The sequence below is a fragment of the Gudongella sp. DL1XJH-153 genome (genome assembly GCF_049310905.1).
GTDB lineage: Bacteria > Bacillota > Clostridia > Tissierellales > Tissierellaceae > Gudongella.
Map to the genome: position 1 here is coordinate 13,766 of NZ_JBMEMN010000007.1, position 26,200 is coordinate 39,965.

General features: G+C 38.3%; 25 protein-coding genes and 1 other RNA gene. 10 read left to right on the forward strand and 16 right to left on the reverse strand.

Features of this window, described 5'->3' with window-relative positions; translation table 11 throughout:
- The first annotated feature begins 201 nt into the window (after window positions 1-201).
- The 3 genes from ACOEN1_RS04485 (at window position 202) to ACOEN1_RS04495 (ending at window position 4,902) form a co-directional block, all read left to right on the forward strand.
- The gene (locus ACOEN1_RS04485; RefSeq protein WP_422485272.1) at window positions 202-1,968 is read left to right on the forward strand and encodes an ABC transporter ATP-binding protein; all 1,767 of its coding nucleotides are present in this window, start codon (window positions 202-204) and stop codon (window positions 1,966-1,968) included.
- Window positions 1,961-3,961, forward strand: a complete 2,001-nt coding sequence (locus ACOEN1_RS04490) for an ABC transporter ATP-binding protein (protein WP_422485273.1) — start codon at window positions 1,961-1,963, stop codon at window positions 3,959-3,961. Before ACOEN1_RS04485 ends, ACOEN1_RS04490 begins: the two co-directional genes overlap by 8 nt.
- Before the next feature lie 140 nt (window positions 3,962-4,101).
- A complete protein-coding gene (locus ACOEN1_RS04495) occupies window positions 4,102-4,902 on the forward strand; it encodes a histidinol-phosphatase HisJ family protein (RefSeq protein WP_422485274.1) in 801 nt (266 codons plus the stop codon).
- Between the two features lie 47 nt (window positions 4,903-4,949).
- Here the strand turns inward: ACOEN1_RS04495 and ssrS are convergent.
- Both ssrS and ACOEN1_RS04505 read right to left on the reverse strand, forming a co-directional pair.
- Window positions 4,950-5,128: non-coding RNA, 6S RNA (gene ssrS / locus ACOEN1_RS04500), on the reverse strand.
- A gap of 49 nt (window positions 5,129-5,177) precedes the next feature.
- Complete coding sequence (locus ACOEN1_RS04505; RefSeq protein WP_422485275.1) at window positions 5,178-6,077, reverse strand: RluA family pseudouridine synthase; 900 nt, start codon at window positions 6,075-6,077, stop codon at window positions 5,178-5,180.
- Window positions 6,078-6,213: 136 nt separating this feature from the next.
- Between ACOEN1_RS04505 and ACOEN1_RS04510 the strand changes: the two genes are divergently transcribed.
- The gene (locus tag ACOEN1_RS04510; protein WP_422485276.1) at window positions 6,214-7,020 is read left to right on the forward strand and encodes an NAD(+)/NADH kinase; all 807 of its coding nucleotides are present in this window, start codon (window positions 6,214-6,216) and stop codon (window positions 7,018-7,020) included.
- Between the two features lie 53 nt (window positions 7,021-7,073).
- Here ACOEN1_RS04510 and ACOEN1_RS04515 read toward each other — a convergent pair whose 3' ends face one another.
- The 3 genes from ACOEN1_RS04515 to ACOEN1_RS04525 are packed head-to-tail and all read right to left on the reverse strand — an operon-like array spanning window position 7,074 to window position 10,146.
- On the reverse strand, window positions 7,074-8,474 hold the full coding sequence (locus ACOEN1_RS04515) for a peptidoglycan D,D-transpeptidase FtsI family protein (RefSeq protein ID WP_422485277.1): 1,401 nt from the start codon (window positions 8,472-8,474) through the stop codon (window positions 7,074-7,076).
- A complete protein-coding gene (locus tag ACOEN1_RS04520) occupies window positions 8,467-9,702 on the reverse strand; it encodes an FtsW/RodA/SpoVE family cell cycle protein (RefSeq protein ID WP_422485279.1) in 1,236 nt (411 codons plus the stop codon). Before ACOEN1_RS04520 ends, ACOEN1_RS04515 begins: the two co-directional genes overlap by 8 nt.
- 12 nt (window positions 9,703-9,714) lie before the next feature.
- On the reverse strand, window positions 9,715-10,146 hold the full coding sequence (locus ACOEN1_RS04525; RefSeq protein WP_422485280.1) for an FHA domain-containing protein: 432 nt from the start codon (window positions 10,144-10,146) through the stop codon (window positions 9,715-9,717).
- A 122-nt stretch (window positions 10,147-10,268) separates the two neighbouring features.
- Between ACOEN1_RS04525 and ACOEN1_RS04530 the strand changes: the two genes are divergently transcribed.
- From ACOEN1_RS04530 to ACOEN1_RS04545, 4 genes are read left to right on the forward strand one after another with little or no spacing between them, the layout of a single operon-like run.
- Window positions 10,269-10,658 (forward strand): PspC domain-containing protein, encoded by a 390-nt coding sequence (locus ACOEN1_RS04530; protein ID WP_422485281.1) that lies wholly within the window; start codon window positions 10,269-10,271, stop codon window positions 10,656-10,658.
- A 24-nt stretch (window positions 10,659-10,682) separates the two neighbouring features.
- A complete protein-coding gene (locus ACOEN1_RS04535) occupies window positions 10,683-11,306 on the forward strand; it encodes a RecX family transcriptional regulator (RefSeq protein ID WP_422485282.1) in 624 nt (207 codons plus the stop codon).
- Entirely contained in the window at window positions 11,299-11,568 is a 270-nt protein-coding gene (locus tag ACOEN1_RS04540; protein ID WP_422485284.1) for a GIY-YIG nuclease family protein, read from the forward strand. The genes ACOEN1_RS04535 and ACOEN1_RS04540 overlap by 8 nt, the downstream gene beginning before the upstream one ends.
- Entirely contained in the window at window positions 11,552-12,118 is a 567-nt protein-coding gene (locus ACOEN1_RS04545; protein WP_422485285.1) for a glycerol-3-phosphate responsive antiterminator, read from the forward strand. The genes ACOEN1_RS04540 and ACOEN1_RS04545 overlap by 17 nt, the downstream gene beginning before the upstream one ends.
- A gap of 29 nt (window positions 12,119-12,147) precedes the next feature.
- Here the strand turns inward: ACOEN1_RS04545 and ACOEN1_RS04550 are convergent, their stop codons facing one another.
- The 5 genes from ACOEN1_RS04550 to ACOEN1_RS04570 all read right to left on the reverse strand — a co-directional run bounded on the left by ACOEN1_RS04550 (window position 12,148) and on the right by ACOEN1_RS04570 (window position 18,069).
- Window positions 12,148-12,609, reverse strand: a complete 462-nt coding sequence (locus ACOEN1_RS04550) for a hypothetical protein (RefSeq protein ID WP_422485286.1) — start codon at window positions 12,607-12,609, stop codon at window positions 12,148-12,150.
- Window positions 12,610-12,620: 11 nt separating this feature from the next.
- Window positions 12,621-14,123, reverse strand: a complete 1,503-nt coding sequence (locus ACOEN1_RS04555) for a hypothetical protein (protein WP_422485287.1) — start codon at window positions 14,121-14,123, stop codon at window positions 12,621-12,623.
- Window positions 14,120-15,514 (reverse strand): sensor histidine kinase, encoded by a 1,395-nt coding sequence (locus tag ACOEN1_RS04560; protein ID WP_422485288.1) that lies wholly within the window; start codon window positions 15,512-15,514, stop codon window positions 14,120-14,122. Before ACOEN1_RS04560 ends, ACOEN1_RS04555 begins: the two co-directional genes overlap by 4 nt.
- Window positions 15,515-15,523: 9 nt before the next feature.
- Complete coding sequence (locus ACOEN1_RS04565) at window positions 15,524-16,216, reverse strand: response regulator transcription factor (RefSeq protein WP_422485289.1); 693 nt, start codon at window positions 16,214-16,216, stop codon at window positions 15,524-15,526.
- Window positions 16,217-16,347: 131 nt separating this feature from the next.
- Window positions 16,348-18,069 carry an ABC transporter ATP-binding protein gene (locus ACOEN1_RS04570; protein WP_422485290.1) on the reverse strand — a complete coding sequence of 574 codons (1,722 nt, stop codon included), beginning with the start codon at window positions 18,067-18,069 and terminating at the stop codon, window positions 16,348-16,350.
- Window positions 18,070-18,220: 151 nt separating this feature from the next.
- On the opposite strand from ACOEN1_RS04570, the gene ACOEN1_RS04575 reads away from it, so the two are divergent.
- Window positions 18,221-19,366 carry an MFS transporter gene (locus ACOEN1_RS04575; protein WP_422485291.1) on the forward strand — a complete coding sequence of 382 codons (1,146 nt, stop codon included), beginning with the start codon at window positions 18,221-18,223 and terminating at the stop codon, window positions 19,364-19,366.
- Here ACOEN1_RS04575 and ACOEN1_RS04580 read toward each other — a convergent pair.
- The 5 genes from ACOEN1_RS04580 to ACOEN1_RS04600 are packed head-to-tail and all read right to left on the reverse strand — an operon-like array spanning window position 19,363 to window position 24,961.
- Window positions 19,363-20,175, reverse strand: a complete 813-nt coding sequence (locus ACOEN1_RS04580; RefSeq protein WP_422485292.1) for an alpha/beta hydrolase — start codon at window positions 20,173-20,175, stop codon at window positions 19,363-19,365. The genes ACOEN1_RS04575 and ACOEN1_RS04580 overlap by 4 nt on opposite strands.
- A 1-nt stretch (window position 20,176) precedes the next feature.
- Complete coding sequence (locus ACOEN1_RS04585) at window positions 20,177-21,085, reverse strand: ROK family protein (RefSeq protein ID WP_422485293.1); 909 nt, start codon at window positions 21,083-21,085, stop codon at window positions 20,177-20,179.
- A 15-nt stretch (window positions 21,086-21,100) separates the two neighbouring features.
- Window positions 21,101-22,321, reverse strand: a complete 1,221-nt coding sequence (gene nagZ / locus ACOEN1_RS04590) for a beta-N-acetylhexosaminidase (protein WP_422485294.1) — start codon at window positions 22,319-22,321, stop codon at window positions 21,101-21,103.
- 11 nt (window positions 22,322-22,332) lie between these two features.
- On the reverse strand, window positions 22,333-23,979 hold the full coding sequence (locus tag ACOEN1_RS04595) for a nucleoside kinase (protein WP_422485295.1): 1,647 nt from the start codon (window positions 23,977-23,979) through the stop codon (window positions 22,333-22,335).
- 16 nt (window positions 23,980-23,995) lie between these two features.
- On the reverse strand, window positions 23,996-24,961 hold the full coding sequence (locus tag ACOEN1_RS04600) for an RluA family pseudouridine synthase (protein ID WP_422485296.1): 966 nt from the start codon (window positions 24,959-24,961) through the stop codon (window positions 23,996-23,998).
- A 100-nt stretch (window positions 24,962-25,061) separates the two neighbouring features.
- Here ACOEN1_RS04600 and ACOEN1_RS04605 point away from each other — a divergent pair, with 100 nt between their 5' ends.
- Window positions 25,062-25,568, forward strand: coding sequence for a hypothetical protein (locus tag ACOEN1_RS04605; protein ID WP_422485297.1), 507 nt, complete (start codon window positions 25,062-25,064; stop codon window positions 25,566-25,568).
- A 25-nt stretch (window positions 25,569-25,593) separates the two neighbouring features.
- Here ACOEN1_RS04605 and ACOEN1_RS04610 read toward each other — a convergent pair whose 3' ends face one another.
- Window positions 25,594-26,154, reverse strand: coding sequence for a DUF6648 family protein (locus ACOEN1_RS04610; RefSeq protein ID WP_422485298.1), 561 nt, complete (start codon window positions 26,152-26,154; stop codon window positions 25,594-25,596).
- Between the last annotated feature and the right edge of the window lie 46 nt (window positions 26,155-26,200).

Sequence of the window (26,200 nt, forward strand, 5' to 3'; positions counted from 1 at the left end):
AAAGACCTTATATAATTATTTTGTCCGGTTTTTGTAAAAAAAGCATCTGAAATGCATTAAGGAAGCTTTTTATGATACTCATATACGGAAATTCCATTATTTAAAATAGTAGAAATTTCCTATTCGTAATAAAAAGAAGAAACTTTACTGGAAAATTGTTATAATGTTATTTGAAACATAAGTCCAGCGAGGAGGATCAACATGAAATCATTTTTGACAATTAAAGAGTACTTTCTGGAACATAAAAAGTATTACATTATAGGTGTTCTATGGCTGATTGTAATAGATGCGGTCCAGTTGGTCGTGCCTCAGATTCTTAGGAGACTCACCGACGATCTTCAATATGGAAACCTGGATAAGGATAAATTGATGCTATATGCTTTTCTTATCGTTGCAACTGGTCTGTTCATCGGTGTTGGAAGATATTTTTGGAGAATATACCTGATAGGCTCATCACGTGAAATTGAGTTCAAGATTAGAAATAAACTGTTTTCACACTTGTTGACCTTGTCTCCAAACTACTTCAACACTCACAAGACAGGAGATCTGATGGCACACGCAACAAACGATATTAATGCAGTCAGAATGGCTCTTGGTCCAGGTACAATAATGATAGTGGATTCAGTTTTTCTACTTATATTCTCACTGTTTATGATGGTCAGGACCACAAATCTGAGCCTTACCGCAGCGTCTGTTTTTACTCTGCCAATTATCATTCTGCTTGTAACCAAGTTTGGAAGGATTATATACAGGAAGTTTAAAATTGTTCAGGAGGCATTCTCAAATTTATCTGATATTACCCAGGAAAGCTTTTCAGGTATCAGGGTTATAAAATCCTTCGTGCAGGAGAAACTTGTTTCCACTAACTTTGAATCGGTAAATGAAAACAATTTCAATAGAAATATGGAGCTCGTCAAGGTACATGGTGGCTTCCATCCACTTCTTCAACTAATAAGCTCCATTAGTTATCTGGTTATTATTTTTTATGGAGGGCGACAAGTTATAAACGGAACAATAAGTCTAGGAGATTTCGTAGCATTCAATTCATATCTGGGCATAATAATCTGGCCTACAAGAGCTCTTGGCATGGTGATCAATGTGCTGCAACGTGGTGCCGCTTCTTTGGACAGGTTGAATGTTATTTTCAATGAAAGTTCTGAAATTAAGGAAAAAGAAAATCCTATACCCTTAAGACCATTTAGGGGTAATATTGAGTTTAGAAATGTATCTTTTGCCTATCCAAACACAAAGCACAATGCCTTGACAAATGTTAGCATTAAAGTACCTGAAGGAAAAACTTTGGCAATCACCGGAAGGACCGGCAGTGGAAAAAGCACAATAGCAAACCTTCTACTGAGATTGTATGACATTACAGGTGGAGAAGTCCTTGTTGATGGATCTGATATCAGGGATGTCTCATTGGATGATCTTAGGAAGCACATTGGATTTGTACCTCAGGATAATTTTCTATTCTCTCAGAGCATCCGTGACAATATCGCTCTCGCATACGATAAACCACCTGCTGATTCAGAAATTGCCGAAGCCAGTAGATTGGCACAACTTTATGATAACATAATGGACTTTCCACAAAAGTTCGATACTGTTATCGGTGAACGAGGTGTGACCCTATCTGGTGGTCAAAAGCAAAGACTGAGTATAGCCAGAGCACTTATTAAAAAACCTCCCATGTTAATCATGGACGACAGCCTTTCAGCTGTTGATACAGAAACTGAGGAAAAAATCCTGGAAGGAATTAAAGGATTCTCAAAAGACATTACAACACTTTTAATCAGTCACAGAATATCCACTGTAAAGGGTGCAGATGAAATCATTTTCCTTGATGATGGGAAGGTGGTCGAAAGAGGTACTCATGATGAACTCCTCTTGGCAGAAGGCGAATACTTTGAACTATATCAAAGACAGCTTCTTGAGGAGCAGGTTAGCAGTAAGGAGGACAAAAATGGATAGAATTCATGAAGAAGAAGTACTAGGTAAAGCCTACGACTGGAAACTGATGAAGAGACTTCTTAAATATGCAAAACCATATTGGATTCTGCTGACCGTTTCAATTCTATTATTGATTGCCATAACCGGTCTTGAGCTCTTAAATCCATATCTTGTCAAGATAGCAATAGACGAACACATCAGCGGTTATAAAAAGCCTGTAGTGGAAGTGCCTGTTGAGGAATCAACAAACCATGAAAGCATAATCCTTGGGGACAATGCCTATATACTTGAAGATTCATTTGTCAATTCAGATAATTACCCTTTAAAAAAATTGATTCAAAGAACTGATGGGTATTATCTGATTGATGCAGATGCTCCAGATTCAACAGCTGGTCAACTGCTTTCAGAGCAAGAATACCGCAGGTTTAGAGCCAGAGATATTGAAGGGCTCGACAGGATAGCAGTTATATTTGCAGTTGTTATTGTTATGACTTTTCTCCTAAGTTATCTGCAGATATATATATTGAACTATACAAGCCAGAAGATAATATTCAATATTCGAAATGAACTTTTCAATCATCTTCAGGGCTTGTCTGTCAGGTACTTTGACAACAATCCAATAGGGCGACTTGTAACAAGGGTCACCAACGATACGGAAACACTGAATGAAATGTATACAAATGTCCTGGTGAATTTGTTCAAGGACTTTTTTATGCTAACTGGAATTATGATAGTAATGATAAGCCTAAATCTTCAACTTGCACTTGTCTCATTTTCTCTGATTCCTGTAATACTGCTGATATCAGTAGTTTTTAGAAAGTACATCAGAGAAGTATACAGACTTTCCAGAGTTCAATTGGCAAAAATCAACTCAAGTTTGAATGAAAACATCTCCGGTATGAGAACAATTCAGATTTTCAAGAAAGAAAAGAAGTTCCTTGACAATTTCAATAAGATAAATAGAGACTATCTAAATATCCAAAAAAAAGAGATCACCTACTTTGCCATATTCAGACCGTCTATAGAAGTAATAAGGTCCCTGGGTATAGCTCTCTTGGTATACTATGGAGCTGGCAACGTAATCTCAGGGAGTATTCAATTTGGAGTATTATTTGTATTTATCAACTATCTTCAAAGATTCTATGATCCTATTTTAGATCTTACTGAAAAATATAATATCCTTCAATCAGCCATGGCTTCGAGTGAGAGAATATTCAAGATCCTTGATACAGACATGGTTATTGAAAACCCTGAATCTCCGATTAATATAGATAATCTTAAAGGAGAAATTGAATTTAGAAACGTATGGTTTGCATATAATGATGATGACTGGGTACTCAAGAATATAAGCTTTAAAATTAACCAAGGGGAATCTGTTGCAATAGTAGGTGCAACTGGAGCAGGAAAAACGTCCATAATAAACCTGTTAACCAGATTTTACGATATTCAGAAAGGTGAAATACTGGTTGATGGCATAAACATCAAGGAGTTGGATAAAAATGTTTTAAGGCAAAAGATTGGAGTAGTACTTCAGGATGTATTTATTTTTACGGGAAATATCAAGGATAATATTAAGCTGAATAAAGACATAAGTGATGAAAAGGTTATTGAAATCGCTAAATATGTAAATGCCCATAAATTCATATCGAGGCTTCCTGAAGCTTATGATGAACCTGTGATGGAAAGAGGCTCAACTCTGTCCTCCGGAGAAAGGCAGCTACTTGCCTTCGCTCGAACCCTCGTTTACAATCCCCAGATTTTGATTCTGGATGAGGCTACCTCAAATATCGACACCGAGACAGAGATTTTAATTCAGGATGCGCTTCGCAAGTTGATTGAAGGAAGAACTTCAATTGCCATAGCACACAGATTGTCCACAATACAGCATTCAGATAAAATCATAGTTTTAAAACTGGGTGAGATAAAAGAAATGGGATCTCATCAGGAGCTGTTGAATAATAAAGGGTTGTATTATAATCTGTATCAGCTACAATATAAGGAAAGCTCTAGATAATGATTTTAAATGAAGCTTTCCTTGATACTCATGACGCAAAGTTCCCTATAAGATTATTCAAAACTTGGAACTTTGCCATTCGTATACGGAGAAAGAAGATAAAGAAGAGAAATGAAAATAAACGACAGGAGTTGTAATTAATGTACGATTTTCACATTCACAGTGATTTTTCCCTGGATTCAAAAACACCCATGGAGAAAATTGTTAAGAATGCAATTGAGAAAAATTTTAAAACCATATGCTTTACAGACCATGTTGATCTTGAGGCAACCGAGGACAAAATAGACCTTCTTTTCAGGCCACTGGATTACTTTAGGGATATCAACAGGGTAAAGTACAAATACCGCGATAAAATCGAGATTCTAGCAGGAGTTGAGATAGGAATGCAACCTGGACTTGAGTCCCGGTATAACGACTTCGTGGAAGAGTATGATTTTGATTTTGTCATAATGTCTCTGCACACCATCAATCGAAAAGATATATTCCATGACTACAGCAGCACTGAACTATCCTCATCTGAAATAATATCCAGGTATTATGATGAACTTTTACATTGTGTAGAAGTATATGATAACTATGATGTGGTTGGACATATTGATTTTATAGACAGATACATAGACGACAAGGAAGTAATTGAACGGTATGATTTGTATATGAACAAGATAGAAAAAATCTTGAAGGTCATAATTGATAAAAGTAAAGGCCTTGAAATAAATACAGGTGGACTTAGGTATAGACTGAGTGCTCCTCACCCCAAGCCTTCTATCCTAAAATTATATAAGGAACTAGGTGGTGATATTGTAACATTTGGTTCAGATTCACATATAGCAGAACATGTAGGCTATGAATACAAATCCAGTGAAAAGATGCTAAAAGAAATGGGTTTTAAATACATTTATCTTTTCAGAAACAGAAAAAAGTATCCTATACAGATACTCTAATAGTACAAACAAATAAAAACCCTTTTTCAAGGGTTTTTATTATCAGATTGATTCCCGCAATGCCGTCCTCTCGTCTAATTCAGACCCGCGTAAGTGCAGGTGGGTGTCTAGCCGAAAATTTCTAACTTCCCCTCAAAGAGGGCATGTTATACATTCCCGAACGTCTGACTCCCGTATATAATATGTCGGTTGAATTATATGAGAATAACGCACATCGCAGAAACATTCCTTGAATATATTATACTACTTTTTCCTAATTACTTCAATCAATTCCCTTAATATTTTGATATTTTTAAAAGACGAATCAGCTTTTTCATATCCTCAGGCATGTCTGTCTTAATATTTACACATTCACCCGATCTGGGAGTGTAAAAGGATAAGCTGTAAGCATGAAGTGCCTGCCTGTCGATTGGAGCTTCCATTTCAGAATACAGATTGTCCCCCATTATTGGATGCCCAATATGAGAAAGATGCACTCTGATTTGGTGGGTTCTTCCAGTTACAAGCTCAAGTTCCAACAAAGTACTATCCTGCATTCTTTCCATAACCCTATACTTTGTAAGTGCCTGTAAACCATCTTTCCGTACAGTTTGTCTAATTCCATCTTCATGCTTGCCAAGAGGCAAGTCTATTAGACCACTATCTGATTTAACTATCCCGTGAACAACAGCCAGATACTTCTTTTCAATGCTTCCCTTTTCCATCTGGCCAGCCAATTGCTGGTGCCCATAGGGATTCTTTGCAAATACTATAACACCAGATGTATCCCTATCAAGTCTATTGAGTATCCTAACTTTTCTCTTGATCCCCTTCTCAATGAAATAGTAGGCAACCCCATTTGAAAGTGTGCCCTCAGGATGATTTGGGGTTGGATGGACCAGAATAAATGGCTTCTTGTCAAGAACCAGAATATCCAAGTCTTCAAACAAGATCTCCAAATCCATTTTCTGAGGCATCATATCACTATCCTCTTCTTCCATCCTGAAATAAACTCTTGCGCCTTTATTCACAATATCTTTTCCTTTACAGGAGTTTGAGTTAATTTTGATCTCACCACTTCTCAAAGCTTTGGATATCATTCTACCCGACAATCCTTTGTCTTTAAGGAAACTCTTCAGGTCAATTGTCTCTTCATAATTAATAAATATGAGGGTATTCTCATCTTCATTATACATTAATGTTCTCCTCTCCATCTTTTAATACTCTTTCTGATGTGTTAGAATTATTATAACAAGAATTCATCCAACTTATTGGATTAATACAAAAAAAATTGAAACAATTAAATACTGACTTTTATAAAGGGTGTGTACTATGAATAGTGAACGTATAATCAACATAATCTCAAATAAAAACTATGAATCAAGAAAAACTAAAAAGAACTTGATTTATAAGTTGCAAAAAAATGGTTTCGAACCTTCTGAGACCTACAATGAAAATGCGGAATTGAATATTTGCATCGGCGGTGATGGTGCTTTTATTAGGGCAATCCACAGGAATGCATTCCCGGAAATCCCTTTTATTGGAATCAATACAGGCCATCTTGGCTTTTTCCAGGAGCTGTTGCCAAATGAAATAGACACTTTTATCCGAAGGTATAAGGATAAGGATTACCTTGTTGAAAATATATTCCTTGTTGATGCAAAGGTCTGTACAAAGAAAAAATGCTTTTACCTAACTGGAATAAATGAAATAGTAATCAAGGGAGTTCATTCCAAGGTAGTTCATCTAGAGGTTTTTATAAATGAAAACCACCTGCAAAGGTTCAGTGGTGATGGTTTAATAGTTTCAACTCCATCAGGAAGCACAGCCTATAACTTTTCAGCTGGGGGAAGTATCGTTTATCCGAGTCTTGAATCATTGCAAATTACACCCTTGGCACCAATCAATTCAAGTGCATACAGAAGCCTTCCAAATAGTGCTGTTATACCAGGAGATGCAATAATCCAAATCAAGCCTGAAATGAGATATGAGAATTCAATTCTAGTACTAAACGACGGTATGGAGTTCAAGTATGATAATATTGTATCCATAGATTTGACCACTTCAGACAAAAAAGTTTACAAGCTAAATTTCAGCAGAGATATGTACTGGAATAATCTAAAGAGCAAGTTCCTTTAGTTTTGCATCTTGAATAAGACTCTGAATCAAAAATGCTCCCGTGGGAGCATTTTTTAATTTGATATATTCTTTAGTGCAAAATCCATTAGCTCCCTTGCAATTGGAGCTGCTGCCCTGCCACCTGAAGATCCTTCTTCCTCAAGCAATACAACAACTGCAACCTCCGGATCCTCAAGAGGTGCAAATCCAACAAACCACGCGTGATTTCTTCCAGAGGAATTTTCAGCTGTCCCTGTCTTTCCAGCTACCTCAACTCCACTAATTGCAGCATTGGCTCCTGTTCCTATCCTTACTACCTCTCTCATCATTCTTTGAAGTGCCTGAGCTTCACCAATCTGAAGTACTTTTTTTGACTCACTTACATGCGACATAATGGTTTGACCCTGAGGAGATCTAACAGCTTCCACAATATAAGGCATAGGCATGTAACCGTCATTAGCCACTGCTGCTGTTATCATCAGCATATTGAGTGGAGTTGCAAGAACCCTCCCCTGCCCTATTCCTGATGCTCCCAGGTCGGTAAGGCCAATTGATTCAGCTGGGAATACCGACTTGTTTGTTTCCAGCTCAAATTCAATACTCCGATTGAAAAAGAAATCCTCTGAGATATTCCTTAATTGATTATGACCTAATGCTACTGCTTGCTCTGCAAAATAGGTGTTGCAGGAAACTGAAAAAGCCTGTTCCAGATTTAATGATCCATGTCCGCTCTCATCAAAGTCCCTTATCGTATAACCATCAATAACTGTGCTTCCGGTGCATTGATATACAGCCTCCGGTACGCCGTTTTGAATTACACCTGTGGCAGTTACGATTTTAAATACCGAGCCCGGCGTGTATAATCCTTGTGTTCCTCTGTTTAGCATAGGGCTTTCAGTATTCTCAGAAATACTGGTCCAGTTCTCGCTTAAACTGTTAATCCCAAAATCAGGCGTGCTTACCATGGACAGAATTTCACCTGTCTTTGGATTCAGTGTAATTACAGAGCCTTTTTTATCACCAATAAGCTCTCTTGTCCTCTTCTGCAAGCCGTGGTGTATAGTCAGGTTAAGATTGTTCCCTATTCCAGATGGATTGATTAGATTTATCAACTCATTTATGGCAGTATTTTCATTTGCGTTTACAAGATAGGAGTTGTATTTTCTCTCCAATCCTGATTTTCCATAATCTCTTAGACTATATCCTATTACATGGCTGTAAAGATTGTCATACTTGTAAATCCTCTGAACATCTCCCTCATGACTTTCTGAATATACAAGGATTTCACCATTCCGGTCTGTTATACTTCCCCTTAAAATATTATCTTCGTTTATCCACAGCCTCTTGTTGTATGAGTTGTCTCTTACAGCCTGAGCCTCGAACATTTGAAAATAGCTTAAATAACCAATAAGCAGCACGAATCCAAGGCAAATGGCAGCAAGTATTGTGATTATTCTTTTTCTCTCATTATTCATTTGACTTACCTGCCTTTCCCCTTTTTTCAGAGGCTCCCTGAAGTATTCCCAATGCAATAAAGCTTGTAACTGCAGAAGTCCCTCCATATGATACAAAAGGTAAAGTCAATCCTGTCAAGGGGATAACCTTAAGCACTCCGCCTATTATGACAAAGGATTGTATCCCAAACATGAGACTAATTCCCAAAGCAATAATTCTGTAAAACTGGCTATCCTGCCTTAAGGCTATCTTAAACCCTCTGTAAACAAGCAGCATAAAGAGCATGATAATTCCAATTCCTGTAAATATTCCCATCTCTTCACTAATCGCTGAAAAAATGAAATCATTATACGACAAAGGAATAAAGGAAGGGTTACCTCTTCCCAATCCAGTACCAAAGAAGCCACCTTCTGCTATTGCAAATAAAGACTGAGTTATCTGATATCCTTTGTCATTGATGTGTGGCCATGGATCAAGCCATGTAACGACCCTTACCTTTACATGGTCGAACAGCATATATCCTGAAACTGCACCCATCATTGACAAACCAACATTTGCCCAGATTAGTCTTCTGTCTTCAGAGTAAATATACTGAAGACCTGTGAAGATTCCAAAGAAAATCACGGCGGCTCCCAAGTCTCTTTGTAAAAACAGTAGTGCTATAAATGAATACATTATTCCCATAAGGAAAAGCTCTGCATTCTTGATTTTGCGATACCTCTCAATTCCGCCATAGAAGGATGCCAGCAAAAATACGACAATTATCTTGGTTATTTCTGCTGGTTGTATGCTTATTCCTGCAATTGATATCCAGTTGATTGCACCATGTGTTCTTGTTCCCATCACAAAAGTTACTGCAAATAGAATATAGCACGCTGCAAGATACAGCGGCGCCAACTTTTCCCAAAATCCAATGTATCTAATTGCAAAATAAGCAGCAAAAAACATTGTTATTCCAACCGTCAACCACATAAGCTGTCTTAATCCAAGTTCAGGACTGATCCTGTATATCATAATTATTCCAATTGAAATCAGCATGCTTACTATCAGAAAAATGTAGTTGTCTCCACTGGATATTTTACTTAGTATAAAGTTGGAAAAATATATCAATACAACAAGTCCTATGGCTATGGTATATGTTTCAGTTTGGATGCCTTCCCAGCTATATAAGAATATCAATGACAAGGAAAGGATTTCAAATATAAACAAGAGCTTTCTAGGAGTCTTGCTATTTAACTTATCGTTCATCTAATCCACTTCCTATTCTCTGTCAATAAATATAAATTCCAGCTCCCCCACTTTGACCATATCACCTTTTCTGATTCTTGTGACATCGAGAAGCTTTTCCCCGTTGAGATAAGTACCGTTTGAGCTTCCAAGATCCTCAAGAAAGAACTCTTCTTCATCCTTGACAATTCTGAAGTGATGCTTGGAAATGTAGGGGTCCTTGATCTGAATAACATTGTCCTTCTGTCTTCCCAGCGTCAACTCTGTTTCAACAGGATAACTGTCGCTTAAGTTATATGGAAGTGTGTCAATTCTGTTAAGAAGCTTCAGGTATGCACCAGAATCAAGATTACCATAGTCTACATTCCTGATATCCAGGTATATCATTCTTATGATGGTAAAGATAAACAAATATATTATGAAAACAAAAACATACTTAAATCCAATTGACATTAAATCAAACACATTATCACCCCTTATTATGTTACCACAAACCCGTTTGCATGGGAATTAATTTAAGCTGCCTATTTTCATTGAAGCCCAAATCTGATATTATCAAAATGAGAAACAGAATGGGAGGGAATACAATGAAAAAATTGAGAAGGTCAAGGTCTGACAAGTATATTTTCGGTGTATGCGGAGGCCTTGGAGAATATCTAAGCATGGATCCGACGATAATAAGACTTATTTGGTTTATACTTGCACTTACCTCATTTGGTACCTTTGCTCTTGCATATTTGATTTGCGGACTGGTTATACCTGAGGATGATGGCTACATACACTCTGATGAGGAAAATGGCGAGGAAAGAAAAGACAACAGCAGACTTGTAATGGGAATAGGACTGGTGATAATTGGAATTGTACTGCTTGGAAATACAATGTTCCCATGGTTTTCTTACACAATGAGACAAGTAATGAAGCTTTGGCCTGCACTGTTGATAGTTCTGGGAATCTATGTGCTTGTAAAGAAAGACTAGAATACCCTTAAGAAAGGACATCTTATGATTATCACAAATATTACCTCACAAAAGGATCCGGAGAGAGTTAACATATTCATTGACAACGAATTTGCCTTTGGTTTGTTTTACTCCACCAAAGAGGAACTTGGACTTAAAAAAGGGTTGGAGATTGATGAAGAGACCATTGATAAAATCAAAGTCAGGGATGAACTTCAAAGTGCAAAATCCAAAGCATACCATTACCTAAGCTTTAGACAGCGCACACAAAAGGAGCTGGAAGATTATCTCTTCAAGAAGGAATTCAGTGAGGATACCATCGAAAATGTCATCCAGTCCCTATCCCAAGCGGGATATATTGAAGACCTTGACTTTGCAAGAATCTATGTAAGGGATAAAACAACCTTCAAAAAATTCGGTCCTTACAGAATAAAGAACGAACTTTTACAAAAGGGTGTGTCAAAAGAACTAATTGACCTCGCACTCGAAGAAGAATATCATGAGGAAATTCAGGAGCTGGTGGATCTCGTTAAAACAAAGTATTCATCCATAATTCAAGATAAATCCGAAAAAAGATTTAGAAGAATTGGAGGCTATCTTCAACGAAAAGGGCACTCCTTCGAAACGATCAGAAAAGTACTCGATTCAATTGATGGAAAGGATGACTAATTTGTTTTACGTTTATATTCTCAAATGCAAAGATAATAGCCTCTATACCGGCTACACTGATTCCTTGGATAAAAGGTTGAAAAAACACAATGATGGTAAAGCTTCCAAATATACAAGATCCAGACTGCCTGTTCAGATGGTGTATTATGAAGAGCATCCTGACAAGAGTTCTGCAATGAAAAGAGAAATTAAGATAAAATCGCTTTCCCGTGAGAATAAAATCAAACTGGTTGAGGAGGCTCTACATGAACCGATTATTTGATAGCTTGATTCAATATCCCATAATAGCTGAGGTTAATACACTTGACGAATTTAACAAGGCTCTTGATTCCCATTGCCAAAACATCTTCTTGATGACAGGCAATGTTTTTAATCTAAGACAGCTTTCCAATAAAGCGCACAATAGCGGAAAGAACATCTACATCTATCTGGATGCCATAGATGGCTACTCAAAAGATTCCTGGGGTCTTGAATTTATATCGAAAAATATTGAAATAGATGGGATAATTACATCAAAACCGGTTCTAATGGAACAGAGCAAGGAAATGGGGATTTTTACTTTAGGAAGGTTTTCCATTTACAATGAATACAAACTAGATTACACCATAGATAAAATCAAACAAACCAGACCACATTGTGCAATAATACTACCAGGTGTTTTGCCAAAGCTTATTGAAAAAGTTGCAAGAGAAACCAAGACACCCGTAATTTCAAGTGGATTCCTGGATTCAAGGGAAACCATTATAGAGTCTCTGGAGTCTGGTGCAATAGGAATCACAACTGTTCATTTTTTAAATCCTGAAATATACTAACCCTGAATCAAACTGATTCAGGGTTTTATCTAGCTCTTTGTTTTTTCTTTTGTCTTATCTTCTTTTTTTTCTTCATTTTTCTCAGTGCTGTTCTTCTCAGCATTACTCTTTGCAGTCTTTCGCTTTTTCTTTTTAACCGGTTTTGAATATATTCCAACTATAAGTGCAAATAGCATTCCTACAAGACCCGCCACTGTACCTATAATAAATAGCAGCAGGTTGATAAGACTTTCATCAGAAGTCAGATTGTCCTTGACACTATATAAGTTGAACAAGCCTATTCCAAGTACAATTAAGCCCGGCAAGTACTTCATAATCTTGACCTTTTTAAATATTAAATGTGTCAAAAGAGTAATTGCAATAACTGCCAATGTAATATAGATTATCATTCTCGAATCGTCGTAATAACCTGCAAGCTCAGCCAATATTTCCTTAACCTTAGAAAACAGGGTAGTTAATGTCCCCATAAAATCAATCCCTTCAATTGTCATGTCCCACAAAGCTATCTCTCTATCTCCGTAGCCCCATGCTTAATCATTTCGTTTTGCCATATCTGCGGATACCTTCCTACACCCCACTCTGACATTATTACTGTTGAATCATTTGGCAGGCGTATCCTTGCTACAGGTGTATTATTTATATCATACTCTTCTAGAGAATATATTACAATATGAGAGGTGGTTATTACAACAATAAATTCATTGCTAGGTGATGAAAACACATCCTCAACATCCGGTACTGTCAATTTAACAGCATCCCATGGAATAGCCAATTCATCATAACTAACCATTTCTTTTGGCGGTATTGCCTTTATGTTGAAGTCCTTGTAGAGCTCTTTTTCATTCTCCTTGTAATTGATTCTACCCTTTAGTGTCCAGTAACCATTTCTTCTTACCAGCCCAACATTCTCTTCATTTATCATTATATTGTCATCAATTGCAGCTACACTTCTTACACCCTCCTGGAAAAGATCCCTTCCAGTATCACCTATCAGGTCAGAAAGCTTGATGGGCTTCTTCTCAGCAAGATTGTCAATAGCATAAACCTGCAGTGTCCTTCTATCCTCCCTGTCCAACTCAATATTTTCAACTGAAATATAGTCATTACCCACAAAAAGAATATTTTTCAATATCGAAGGTATAGGTCTCTCCTCAAACAATGACCTCTCTCTGGCATCAAAAACCATTGCCTCCATTATTTCTGAGTTATTCTCCGGTGTAAATAGAGGAGTCGCTTCAATCTCATCTGAAATTATACCATTTTCAACATTTCTTTCCTGGTCAATAAACCAGAAACCATTCTTTCTTGGCAGCAATAACCTGTCCAGCTCATAAAGGCCTTCTAGACTTCTGTTCTGCATGTTTATCCAGTAGGTCTTGTATTCCCATGTAGGGATCTGATAGGTATCATCAAAACCCTGAGTCTTTATTCCAAGGAGTAATCCTGTACTTAGGCTTTCATCAGCAATCTCACCCAGGTTTCTCTGAACGTTCTTTTCGACATTTATATATCTCTCTACCTCATCAAGGCTTACTTCTTCCAATTGTCTCTCCAGCCTATAGAAGCTTTCATTCAAATAAACAAGCATGGTGTCCTGGTCAATCTCAATAAATTCAGTGAAGTATTGATCTTCATTCAAAATTGTTATCACCTTGATATAGTCATCCTCAATTTGAAGTGATGCAGGATTAAGCTTAAATTTTGAAATCAGATAATCCCTTGTTCTGACCTTCTTTATTTTAAATGACGGATTTGAGGTATAATCCTGGCCCAGTACAACTCCATCCTTGTGAAAAAGTCCGGATTCGCCTATATTGGTAGCTTCATCCTGGTTATTGATGCTACTTAAGCTATAAACCAATTCTGTTACTTCCCACTTGCCGGTTATTGGTGCAAGATTATTCTCCGGTGCCACTATTCTTTCCTTTGTTTCTCCCTCTATTACCGCGCAGGATGTCATTAGAAATGATATACCTACGAGTATTGCAATTAATAGTTTTTTCATGCTGACACCTCCCTTGGGAAGCCTACAATAGCAGTGGTCCCTTCCCCAGCATTTGACTCGACTCTAAAAACACCGTCATGGAGTCCAATTATCTCATCGCAAATGGAAAGACCGATTCCGCTATGTGATTTACTGTTCTTACCCTTGAAAAACTTGTCCTTGACATATGGAAGCTCTTCCTCTGGGATACCAGGTCCATTGTCCTTTATCTCAATGAAAAGATATTCCTTGTCTTCATAAGCAATCAGGTCAACCTCACCCTCTCCTGTAAACTTAAAGGCATTGTCGAGCAGATTGATCAAGACTTGCCTGATTCTATTTTCATCACCCAGGATGGGGCTGATGTCATCATCAATGTCTACATTGAAATCGATGTTGTTGTTAAGTGCCCTTGGCATCATCTGGTATACTACTGTCTTTAAGATGTCCTTTATATCCACAGTATCTTTTACGAGAGCTATCCTTCCAGAGGTAAATCTTGAGAAATCCAGTAGCTCCTCCACCATTCCCGTAAGTCTGTCACTTTCAGCTTCAATGATTTCAAGTCCGTCCATTAGAATATCTCTGCTCAGCTCCTCATAGTCTTTAAGTGTTATTGCCCATCCCTTTATGGATGTAAGAGGAGTCCTCAGCTCGTGAGAAATCGATGATATAAAATCATTTTTCATGTTTTCTTTTCTTGTTATTTCCTCAGCCATGTAATTTAACGTGTGTGAAAGTCTTCCAATTTCATCATTTACTCTAACTTCACTTCTGACCTTGAATTGTCCATCAGCCATTTTTTCTGCCACCTCAGTTACTTCCTTAAGAGGCTTCACTATTGAATTTGCCAAAAACAGACTTAGAAATCCCGAAATGGTAACTACCAGTAGTCCAATTAGAATCAATACCTGGGAAATTTGATTGATAATATTATTTGTTTCCTCCATGCTTGAGATAAATCTTATGATTCCGATGCTATCACCAGTGCTCTCAATTGGCATTGCAACAGCCATTACAGGTTCGTCATCATATGACACATTACCTGTCCATACACCTCTACCCTCATTCAATGCCTGTTGTATATCAGGAGTCTCAATTTTATCTGTGAAGTTTATTCCCAGAGAATCCATCAGTATGTTACCTTCCAGATCCAGTATCTGTACTTGAGCAGCTGTATGCTGCCAGAAAATATCAGTGTCCTCAATTAAAATCCCCTCCAGAGTTCCAGAAGAGAAATATCGGGCATAAAAATTAGTAGAAAACTCTATCTGACTTGTCAGAATGTCTTCTACATTTTTATAATAATGATTTCTTATTCCCGTTATAAGCAGTATTTCCAGGAATATAACAGTCACAAGTATTATCAGCATGAAATTCTTGATAAGCCTTGATTTTATGCTTCGTCTCATTTCCTGCTCCTAACTTTTTGCTCTCCATCTATATCCAACACCCCATACTGTCTCAATAAAAAATGGCTGGCTGGAATCCTCTTCAATTTTCGATCGCAGTCTTCTAATATTTACATCAACAATCTTGGAATCTCCTACAAAATCCACTCCCCATACATGATTCAGAATTTCATCCCTTTTAAAAGCCTTGCCTGGATTCTCGACAAAAAGCTTGGCTATTGCAAATTCAGTGGGAGTAAGCTCAATTTCTTCACTGTTTCTAAAGAACAATCTAGAATAGACATCAATCTTAAAAGGTGGATATTCAAGCATAGTATCCTCCGGGCCACCTTCTGACTCAAGTCTGCGCTCAAGTGATTTTATTCTCAGAACCAGCTCAGTCGGGTTAAAGGGCTTGGTCATGTAATCGTCAGTTCCGTACTCCAGACCCATGATCTTGTCAATATCCTGACTTTTGGCTGTAAGCATAACTATTCCAAGGTGGGGATACTTTGACCTAAGAGTCCTGCATACCTCAAAACCGTCAATTCCAGGTAGCATAACATCAAGCACTACAATATCAATATCTTCCTCGTCCGCTATTTTCAGACCTTCCTCTCCTGTAGGTGCTTCAAGAACATCATAGCCTGATCTGTCCAGATTGATTGTAATAAATTTCCTTATGGATTCTTCATCTTCCACTACAAGTACTTTTCTGCTCATACTATCCCCCCTAGGTTTACTCTTGGAATTCATCCGGTTCTCTTTATTGGTATCCTTCCATTACATATTATTATACCCGCAAAGCCCAGTAGTTACAATCCAATTAATAAGCGGTTACAAATGAATTACACTTAAAGATCTCTGAATTGTGATTTGTAAAGCACAGAATATATGCCTCCTCGATCCAGCAGCTCCTGATGACTTCCCTTCTCCTCAATTCCATTCCCTGTCATCACAAAAATTTCATCAGCATTCTTGATAGTCGACAGCCTGTGAGCAATAACAAGGGTAGTTCTGTCTTTGGATAATCTCTCAAGTGATTTTTGTATCATCCGTTCAGTTTCATTGTCCAATGCCGAAGTTGCCTCATCAAGTATTAGAACAGGTGGATTCTTCAAGAACAATCTGGCAATCGATATTCTCTGTTTTTGACCACCTGAAAGCATCACTCCCTTTTCTCCAACAAAAGTATCATAGCCCTTGGGAAGTCTCTCAATAAAATCATGTATGCTTGCATTCTTGGCAGCATCAATTATTTCCCCATCAGTAGCATCTGGCTTACCATATTGAATATTCTCCCGAATGGTCCCTGTAAATAGGAATACATCCTGCTGAACCAAACCGATGTTTTTTCTCAGGGACTTTAGTTTCACGTCCTTAATATTTATTCCATCAATTAGAATCTCGCCTGAAGTAGTTTCATAGAATCTTGGAATCAAATGACACAGAGTGGTTTTACCAGCACCCGATGGGCCTACCAAAGCAACCGTTTTGCCTTTTTCAATGGTAAGGTTTATTCCAGACAATACCTTATCATCATCATTTCCGTAGCTGAAGGTTACATTCTTAAAGTCAACCCTGCCCTGAACATCCTCCAGCTCCAAGGCATCCTCTTTATCGAAAATTGAGGGTTCAATGCCCATGACCTCCTGGAACCTGGTGAATCCAGTCATACCGTTTTGAAGTTGCTGCATGAAATCAGTAAGCTTCTTGATCGGCTGCATAAAGAAGTTTACGTATAATGTGTAGGCAAACAAATCTCCAAGATCAATTATATTTCTGTAAACAAAGTAACCTCCCAGTGATATTACAAGCAAGTTAAGAGCGCTTGAAATAATGCCTACACCAGATACAAACTCAGCCATGACCTTGTATGATTCGCCTCTGGCACTTGCAAACCTGGCGTTTCTGTCATTGAATTTGTCTATCTCATAATCCTCATTTGTAAAGGACTTGGCAACTCTGGCACCACTTATGCTGTTCTCAATCTGAGAGTTGACACTTGCAATCTTCATCCTGGCTTTCATAAATGCCTCTTCCATCCTCTTCCGCTTCTTGATTGCAAACCATATCATCAGGGGAATAAAGGCAAATATTATAAGAGTCAGTCTCCATTCAATAAACATCAATATGGTGAAGGATCCCGCCAGCATGATAGTCGATATGAAAACATCCTCTGGTCCATGGTGAGCAAGCTCTGTAATATCCATAAGATCATTTACGATCCTAGACATGATATGACCGGTTTTTGTGTTATCATAATAGCTGAAGGGAAGCGTCTGAAGGTGTGTAAAAATATCACGTCTCATATCATGTTCAATTCTAACTCCTAGCAAATGACCATAATATGCAACTATGTACTGGCTGATATAACGTAGTATAAACAGGAATACCATGATGCCGGTCCATTTTATCAGTAATTCCATATTCCCTTCAGGGATAATTGTATTTATCATATTTCTGGTAAACATTGGAAATACAAGATCAAAGACAGATATGAGGAATGCAAAAAACATATCAGTTATAAATAAGGTTTTATGCGGCTTGTAATAGGATACAAATTTCTTGAACATAGGCAACTCCTTTACTTCTTTTTATTTCAAATATATGATATGATAAATGGGATTATTTTACTTAGACACACGAATATTATAACATTATTTTAAAAAAATTCTATGTTTTTAATAAAATATTTATTAGGAATATCTTATTATGGAGGCACTTATGAACCAGACACTAATGTTTACTACAACCTTTATTATTCAGTTTATCATTGCAATGGAAATGAACTTCATCGGACCACTGGCACCTTACCTTGCAGATTATTTTGGAATCAGGGATAGCCAGGTAATACTTTTCAATCTGGGCTATTCTGCAGTTGGTATTTTGGTGCCACTTTTTGGGGTTTGGGCTGACAGATACGGAAACAAAAGGCTTATATCCTATTCTCTGTTGCTCTTTCTTGCAGGCAGTATCGTAAGCGGATTTGCTCCAACTGCCATCATTTTTGCAATTGGTCGTATTCTGATCGGTCTGGGATATTTCTCCCTAAGTGGAAGTCTTATGTCATATATATCAGAGTTTATCGACTATAGAAACAGAGGCAAGGCAAGTGGTATCTTGAGAACGGCATTTGGAGTTGCACTACTGGGAAGTCCTCTTTATACTGCTTACATGACCAGTACCTTTGACAATCTTATAAGCATATACCTTCCAATCAGCATACTTGCAGCAATAGCCTATATTCTTCTGAGAAAACTACCAGAAACAGAAATTCTGGAAAGCAGTCAGCTGAACATGGATGAGTTTATTGCGATTCTAAAGCATCCAAGAACAGTAAAAGTGCTGCTATCACTATTTCTAGTAATTTCAGCACCCGTTAATATGTTTAACTATTTGGGACTTTATCTATCATCGGAATTCTCACTTACTCAGGGTCAAATAGGAATCAGCTACTCACTTATAGCCGCTGGAACAGTTCTGGGAATATTTGTTGCAACCCTATTTTCAGACAAAATCGGAAAGCTGACCTTCTCCAGGATAGCTTTTACAATAATGGTGTTTGGCTTGTTTCCAATTCCATACGTTGGAAGCGTAGTGCTTATAATAGCGCTTGCCTTTACATTTGCATTTGGACTCGACGGAGGTTGGACAGCATACCAGGCATTCTCCTCTGAAATACAGCCTGGCAAAAGAGGAACCTTCCTTGCCTTGTACTACACAATAAATGCAGCCACAGTAACAATATATTCCCTGATTGGACCCCTACTTTACGACTTTGGTGGAATGAAGCTTACAACAGGCGTTGGCTTTGGTTCATCTTTGATAGCGCTGATAATATTGTTTAGACTAAGTAGATCACCAGCTTAAAGATTTTTAATCCAATTTATAATACCATCCAGAATTTCATCTTTTTTGTCCTCATTCAGTATCTCATGGTAAAGACCATCATACTCAATGAGGTCCTTTTTTTGAGATGAAATGGTGTTATAAAAAGATCTGCTGATTTCAACAGGCACAATTGGATCTATTTTCCCATGAATGATCAGGCAGGGGTAATTGTACTCCTTAGCACCTTCTAGTATCATTTCAGAAGCTCTAAACAGAAATTGATAGTATAATTCAAGAGATACCTTGTGAAGTACCAGTGGATCATTTATGTAGTCCTCGTAGACTCCCTCCTTGCCGCATAAACCCTCATCAACCGGATTCTTCAACTTCCATCCTCCTGCAATACCGGATAAAAATTTCATCATTCCTGGTTGGAGCTTTTCAGCTGAAGGAAGTTTCCCTACAGTAGGGCCAGAAAGTATCTGCGCTGTAACCAAATTTGGATGCTCTATTCCATAAAGTGCAGTTATAAGTCCACCCATACTATGGCCAAGGGTTATCTGTGGCAAATGAGGATACTTCTCTGAGACCATCTGAACAATTTCAGCCAAGTCATCCACATAATCCTCAAACCTGTTCAAACGACCTCTCTTCTTGTTCCTTCCATGACCTCTTAAATCATATCTGATAATGGAATATCCTTCCCTAATCAGATAATTCGAGACATGATCATACCTGCTGCAATGCTCAGCAAACCCATGGGTTATAGTAATAACTCCCTTTGGGTTTTGAGCTGGTTCATCGCGAAAATATATCTCGTAGCCATCTCTCATCTTGATGAATTCCATATTAATCCACCTCCTCAATTCTATCCAATGCTGCTCTTGCAGCACCAATGGTTCCCGAGTCATTGAGATATAGAGCGGGCAAAATTGTTATTCCGGGATCGTTGTTTACCTCGCTCTGGAAATTGCCTATCATTTCATCCCACCAGTGATCCTTTGAAAGAATTACTCCTCCACCAATTATTACAGCCTGAGGATCAAACATGTTTTTTATGGTCAGCAGGAATACTGCAAAATCCCATGCAAACCTTGCAACTACTTTTCTGGCTATATCATCACTTTTGCAAGTGTCGAATATTTCTTTCCCACTTTTTCTAATGCCTGATAGCCTTTCGTATTCATTCTCAACAGCGGTACCTGAAACATACTCTTCAGTGCAACCCCTCTGTCCACAGCTGCATTGATGACCTCCGGGATATAGAATCGAATGCCCAACTTCACCAGCCTGAAAATGATGTCCTCTCCATATACCTTCCCTACGGGTAAATAAAGCACCACCAAGACCTGTTCCCACTGTCAGCATGACAAAGCTCTCCAAATCCCTTCCAGCTCCAATCCAGGCCTCACACAAGCCAGCTGCGTTGGCATCATTCTCGACCTGTACTGGTATTTTGAACTCCTTTTCCAGTGGCGACTTGATTTCAGTTCCTGCCCAACCTTCAATATTTCCTCCTACTGAGAGAACCTTTCCATTCACTGAGTCTATAAATCCAGGTGAACCAATACCTATCGCTGAAATATTTTCCCCTTCAGAGAGCATATGGACCAACTCTTTTATTCCATCCATCACTTCTTCAGGGGAGCCTGATTTACTTGTGGATAGGGTATCCCATTTCAGGATTTCTCCAGACTCATCCACAACAGCTCCGTTTACTTTAGTCCCTCCTAGATCGATTCCAATTACCCTTTTCATACAAGGTACCACTCCCTAATTAAATAATTCATCTATTCTCCAGTCAATTTCATCTTCATAAATCCTCTTGACCGGGATATCCTCAAGTTTGAAATACTCTTTAAGCTTAAGGATTCGAATAACCTTATCATTAATTTCATCCTCAACAAGATAACCTCTTTCCCAGGCACTCATCATTGAATCAAATGTCTCAACAACCTGGTCCTCTCCATGACAAATCAATGCGACATCTCCACCAGCCACTATAAACTCAACAGCAGCATCACTTGCATTCATACTATTTGTAATGGCCCCCATTGTTAGGTCATCTGAAAAGACCACTCCCCCAAAGCCTTGCTCTTCCCTTAGAAGACCCTCAATTATGGGTTTTGAAAGTGATGCAGGCTTCTCATCTAGTGATGCTACCAATAGATGACCAACCATTATTGCGGGAAGCCCTTCATCTATTGCCCTCTGGAAAGGAAGGAGCTCCATTTCGAGCAGCTCCTCCTTTGACTTTTCAATGACAGGCAATAGAGTATGGGAGTCAACATCAGTATCACCATGACCAGGATAATGCTTTCCAACAGGAACAATTCCCTGGTCCGCAATTCCCTTTGATACCTGGATCCCCAATTGTGCAACAAGCTCAGGCTCTTCAGATAATGATCTGTTGCCAATCACTGGATTATCAGGGTTTGAATTTACATCAAGTACCGGGCTGAAATTTACGTTAAGCCCAAGTCTCTTCAGTTTTTCTCCCTGAATCGAGCCATACTTGTATGCAAGTTCAGGATCCCCACTCTCTCCAAGTCTTGATTGTGGTGGAAGATTCCCATAGATCCCGGATAATCTTGTCACCACCCCCCCTTCCTCATCCACTGCGAGAAACAAGGGTATTGAATGCTCCGAATTGGCCTCTTTTAGACTATCCAGGAGATCTCTGGTTCCTTCCTCATCTGATATGTTTCGTGCAAACAAGATAAATCCACCTATCCTATAGTCATTAAGAAGGCTTCTCTCCCTGTCACTTATTTCTGTTCCATCAATTCCAGCCATAATAAGCTGCCCGATTTTCTCCTCTATACTCATTCCTTCAACAATTTCCCCTAGAAGCTCCTCCTGACTTGGAGCCTCTTCCTCTTGTGGAGGAAGACTCTCTACAGGCTGCTCTTCAACTGGTTTTTCATAAGATATAGCCTCACCACATCCTGTTAGAAGCAAGAGAGCCAATAACACAATCCAAATTCTTTTCATAATCGCACCTCTTAGCTTCCTATAAACTCTCTTAAAATTGAATTAGGAGGTATACATCCCTCATCCTCTATCGGATTAAAGTATTTCAGGAATTTGAGCAGCTTCTTTGCCTCCGAATAATATACACTTTCCGGAGTTATTTCCTGAAGAAGAGGCATTATATATTTTTTCAGTACAGACATTTCATATACCAGGGATGAGTTGAACATAACGTCCGCTTCTTCCTGATATGGGAATATATACTTCTCTTCACCCGATCTAACTCCCTGCCACATTTCAAATGTTCTCGATGGTGGATTTCCTCTGTACTTTACATCCCTTACCATTCTACGAATAAGTCTGGTGTCAGTAGTGGAAATACGATTGTGATTGTCTATGTTCAACTGGGTCAATGCAGATATATATACTTTGAATTTATTCTTTTCCGGTATGTCGATTGTCAATTTGGGATTGAGTCCATGGATTCCTTCAATGATAATCGGATGATCCCTGTCTACTCTTATCCACTTCCCCGAAGGTTCCCTTACACCTGTCAAAAAGTTGAACTTTGGAAGTTGAACGGATTCTCCCTCCAAAAGCTTAACTAGATCTTTGTTAAAAAGCTTGAGATCTATTGAGTCTATTGATTCAAAATCAGGTTCCCCATTCTTGTTAAGGGGAGTATCTTCCCTGTTAACAAAATAATCGTCCATTGAAATGGAGATTGGTCTCTTGCCATTTACTTTCAGCTGAACGGAGAGTCTTTTCGCAAAGGTCGTTTTCCCCGACGACGTCGGTCCGGCAATTAGAATCATATTAACCTCATGGTCCTGACAAACCTTATCTGCAATCTGAGCAATCCGCTTTTCATGTAGGGCTTCTGAAATAAGAATAAGTTCCCTCAGTTCACCGTTGTTTACCCTCTCGTTTAAGGATCCAATATTGGAAAGATCAAGTATTTCAAGCCAGTTGTTGGACTCCTTGAAAATCTTTGCAAGCTTTTTCTGGTCCTTGAAATTATCCATGTTGTAATGATTTTTCCTGCTTGGGAATAAGATAATCACTCCTGGATAGTAGTATTTCAGCTTGAACTCACTTACGAATCCTGTCGAAGGAGCCAGGTAACCATGGAAAGAATCCACGTGATCACCAATCTTGTAGATGCTTACCGTGTCCTTGTCCATTGAGGAAAGAAGCCTTATCTTATCTGAATAATCATGTTCCTTGAATATCTCAATGGCTTCTTCCTTGGTGTAGTCAGATCTTTCAATCATTATATTATTTTTGATGATCTCCTTCATCTTTTCTTCGAGAAGCTCAGTTTCCCTGAATGAAATTCCGTGTCTGTCATCCAGTTCAGCATAGAGTCCAGGACCCAGAAAATGATGAATGATTGTATCTTTATCCGGATAAATCTCTTTACAAGCCATTATAAAAACTGCTGATATGGTCTTGGTGTAAATCCGGTACCCATCCACATCCCTGTTATCCAGAAACTGAATATCAAAACCGTCATTTGCTTCCTTGTAGAGAGGATATATTTCGTTATTTATCCTTGCACCCAGATAATTCAAATATTCATCCTTGTAAACCTCTTTTGCAATATCCAGAAGAGTCGTTCCTTCAGGTACATTGATTTCTCCGTATCCATTTACTCTTAAGTTCATCAGCTTTCCCAAATCAATCACCTCGCCGTTAAAATATTTCTCTCTCTATCCTCTTGAACAAACCACCTACATCTGCAGTAAACTCTTTATTGTTAAGATAATCCAAGGGTTCTTCCAGACCATCAAATATAAGCCTGTAGCCGTGAAGCCACTGATCCGTAAGATCGTACTCCTGCTTGAACTCTTCATTAATTCTTCTGTCGCCGTATTTTCTATCACCAATAACAGGATAGCCCAGGGATGAAAGAGAACTTCTGATTTGATGTGTCCTACCAGTTATAAGCTCCACTTCCAGCATTGTGTAATCCCTGGAATTTTTAAGAACCTTGAATCTGGTCCAGATTTCCTTTCCTCCGTCTGAATCATCATCACTTATTTGAACCTTGTTCCTTTCCTCATCCTTTGTGAGGAAAGCCTTGTGCTCGAAATCCTTCTTGATGGTCCCTCTTACTATTGTTTTATAGAATTTAGCCACCATGCCCTCTTTGATTGCCTGGTTCATCAGCTGAAGACTTTGATAATTCTTTGCTCCCACAATAATCCCAGATGTATTCCTATCCAGCCTATTGCATATTGATGGAGTAAAGGTCTTTTCCACTCTTGGAACGTAGTCACCATTATCAATAAGATAGCCTACAAGTGCATCCACAACATTATCCTGGAATTCCTCGCCGGTTCCATGGGATAGAAGACCGACAGGCTTGTTTATAAGCACAATGTTTTCATCTTCATATACAATGTCCAGATCTATTCTTGATCTGGAGTGTTGCCTTTGCCCACGAAACTTTTCAATGGTATCTTCAGCAAGATACAACTGAACCACGTCCCCTTCCTCCAACATCATATCGGGAACCGCCTTCTTTTCGTTGACCTTGATATTCTTTTTTCTTATCATTTTGTATATAAATCCCTGCGTAGCATCTGCCAGGTACTTCTTAAGGAATCTGTCCAATCTTTGCTGGCTATCATTTCTTTCAATTCTTAGTTCTCTCAAATTTTATCTCACCTTTTCTTATGGATTATGTTATAATTATACTACAATATGAGTAAAAAAGGAAAAAAACAGACGTTTAGAATACACAGAGGTGAACTGGATGAAGTTAATGGACAAAATCAGAGATATTTTATACGACTCAATTGATTATATTTTCATGGTATTTATAATAGTGATTGTCGTAGGCGTAATTGGTTGGAGACTGGATGTTCTATTTGCCAAAGATGCACTTGAATCACATACACCTGGACAAATAGTGGTCGATAACAGCAGCAGAGCAGATGATAACCCTTCCGATAACGAAGATGAACCATCTGATAGCACAGATCCACAGGATGATCCCTCCAGCGGAGACAATCCTCCTGAAGAGCCACAGGAGCAACCAAATCAACCATCGTCTCCTGTAGTGGTTAAAGTAGAAATTCCCGTAGGCAGCATGCCAGGAAAGATTGGACTATTGCTTGAGGAAAAGGGAGTTGTCAACAGCAGCAGGGAATTTATTGCAAAGGCTGTGGAAATGGGTTTGGACACCAAGCTAAAATCAGGAACATACAATATTCAACTAGGACTTCCAACTGAAGATGTAGTAAGGTTACTTACAAACTAAAAGACTGGCCAATGGCCAGTCTTATTTAATAGGTCTCGTTAATGTACTCATCTATTACTGATATCCGTCTCTTGTCTGAAAAGACTCCCTCTTCCTTTAGAATATCCAGAAGCCAGATTGCCTTTGAATGAAAGATTGCCTCCTTGTAATCCAGCAGCAATATCTCATAAAGCTTATCCTTCAGACCTTTTGATTCACACTTAATAAAGTATGCCTCCACACCTTCAAACTCAATAAGCTTTAGGAGTGCAAGTGCAGACTTGTCCTTTTCGTGATAGTAATTATTGCCTTTGTTAAGATACTGAACATAATACTTCTGATGCTTCCTTGAGGATTTAACCTCTTTAGCAAGCATTCTGAAATACTTTGCCAATACGTTGTAATACTGATAATTGTACATTCCCTTTTCAAAGCTATCCACTCTGATAAAAGGCTTCACATTCATTCTTCTTACAAAATCATAATTGTACTCTAGAAATTCTCTCTTGTTAATGTCTCCGTTTTCGTATTGAGTAATAAGAGCAGACCTGTGTTCAAAAAATGTCTCAAACAAACCTTTTTTCCTATGATAAATCAAATTATACACCCATTCTAATTTTTAATCTCTATTCTTATTGGTATTATACCACATA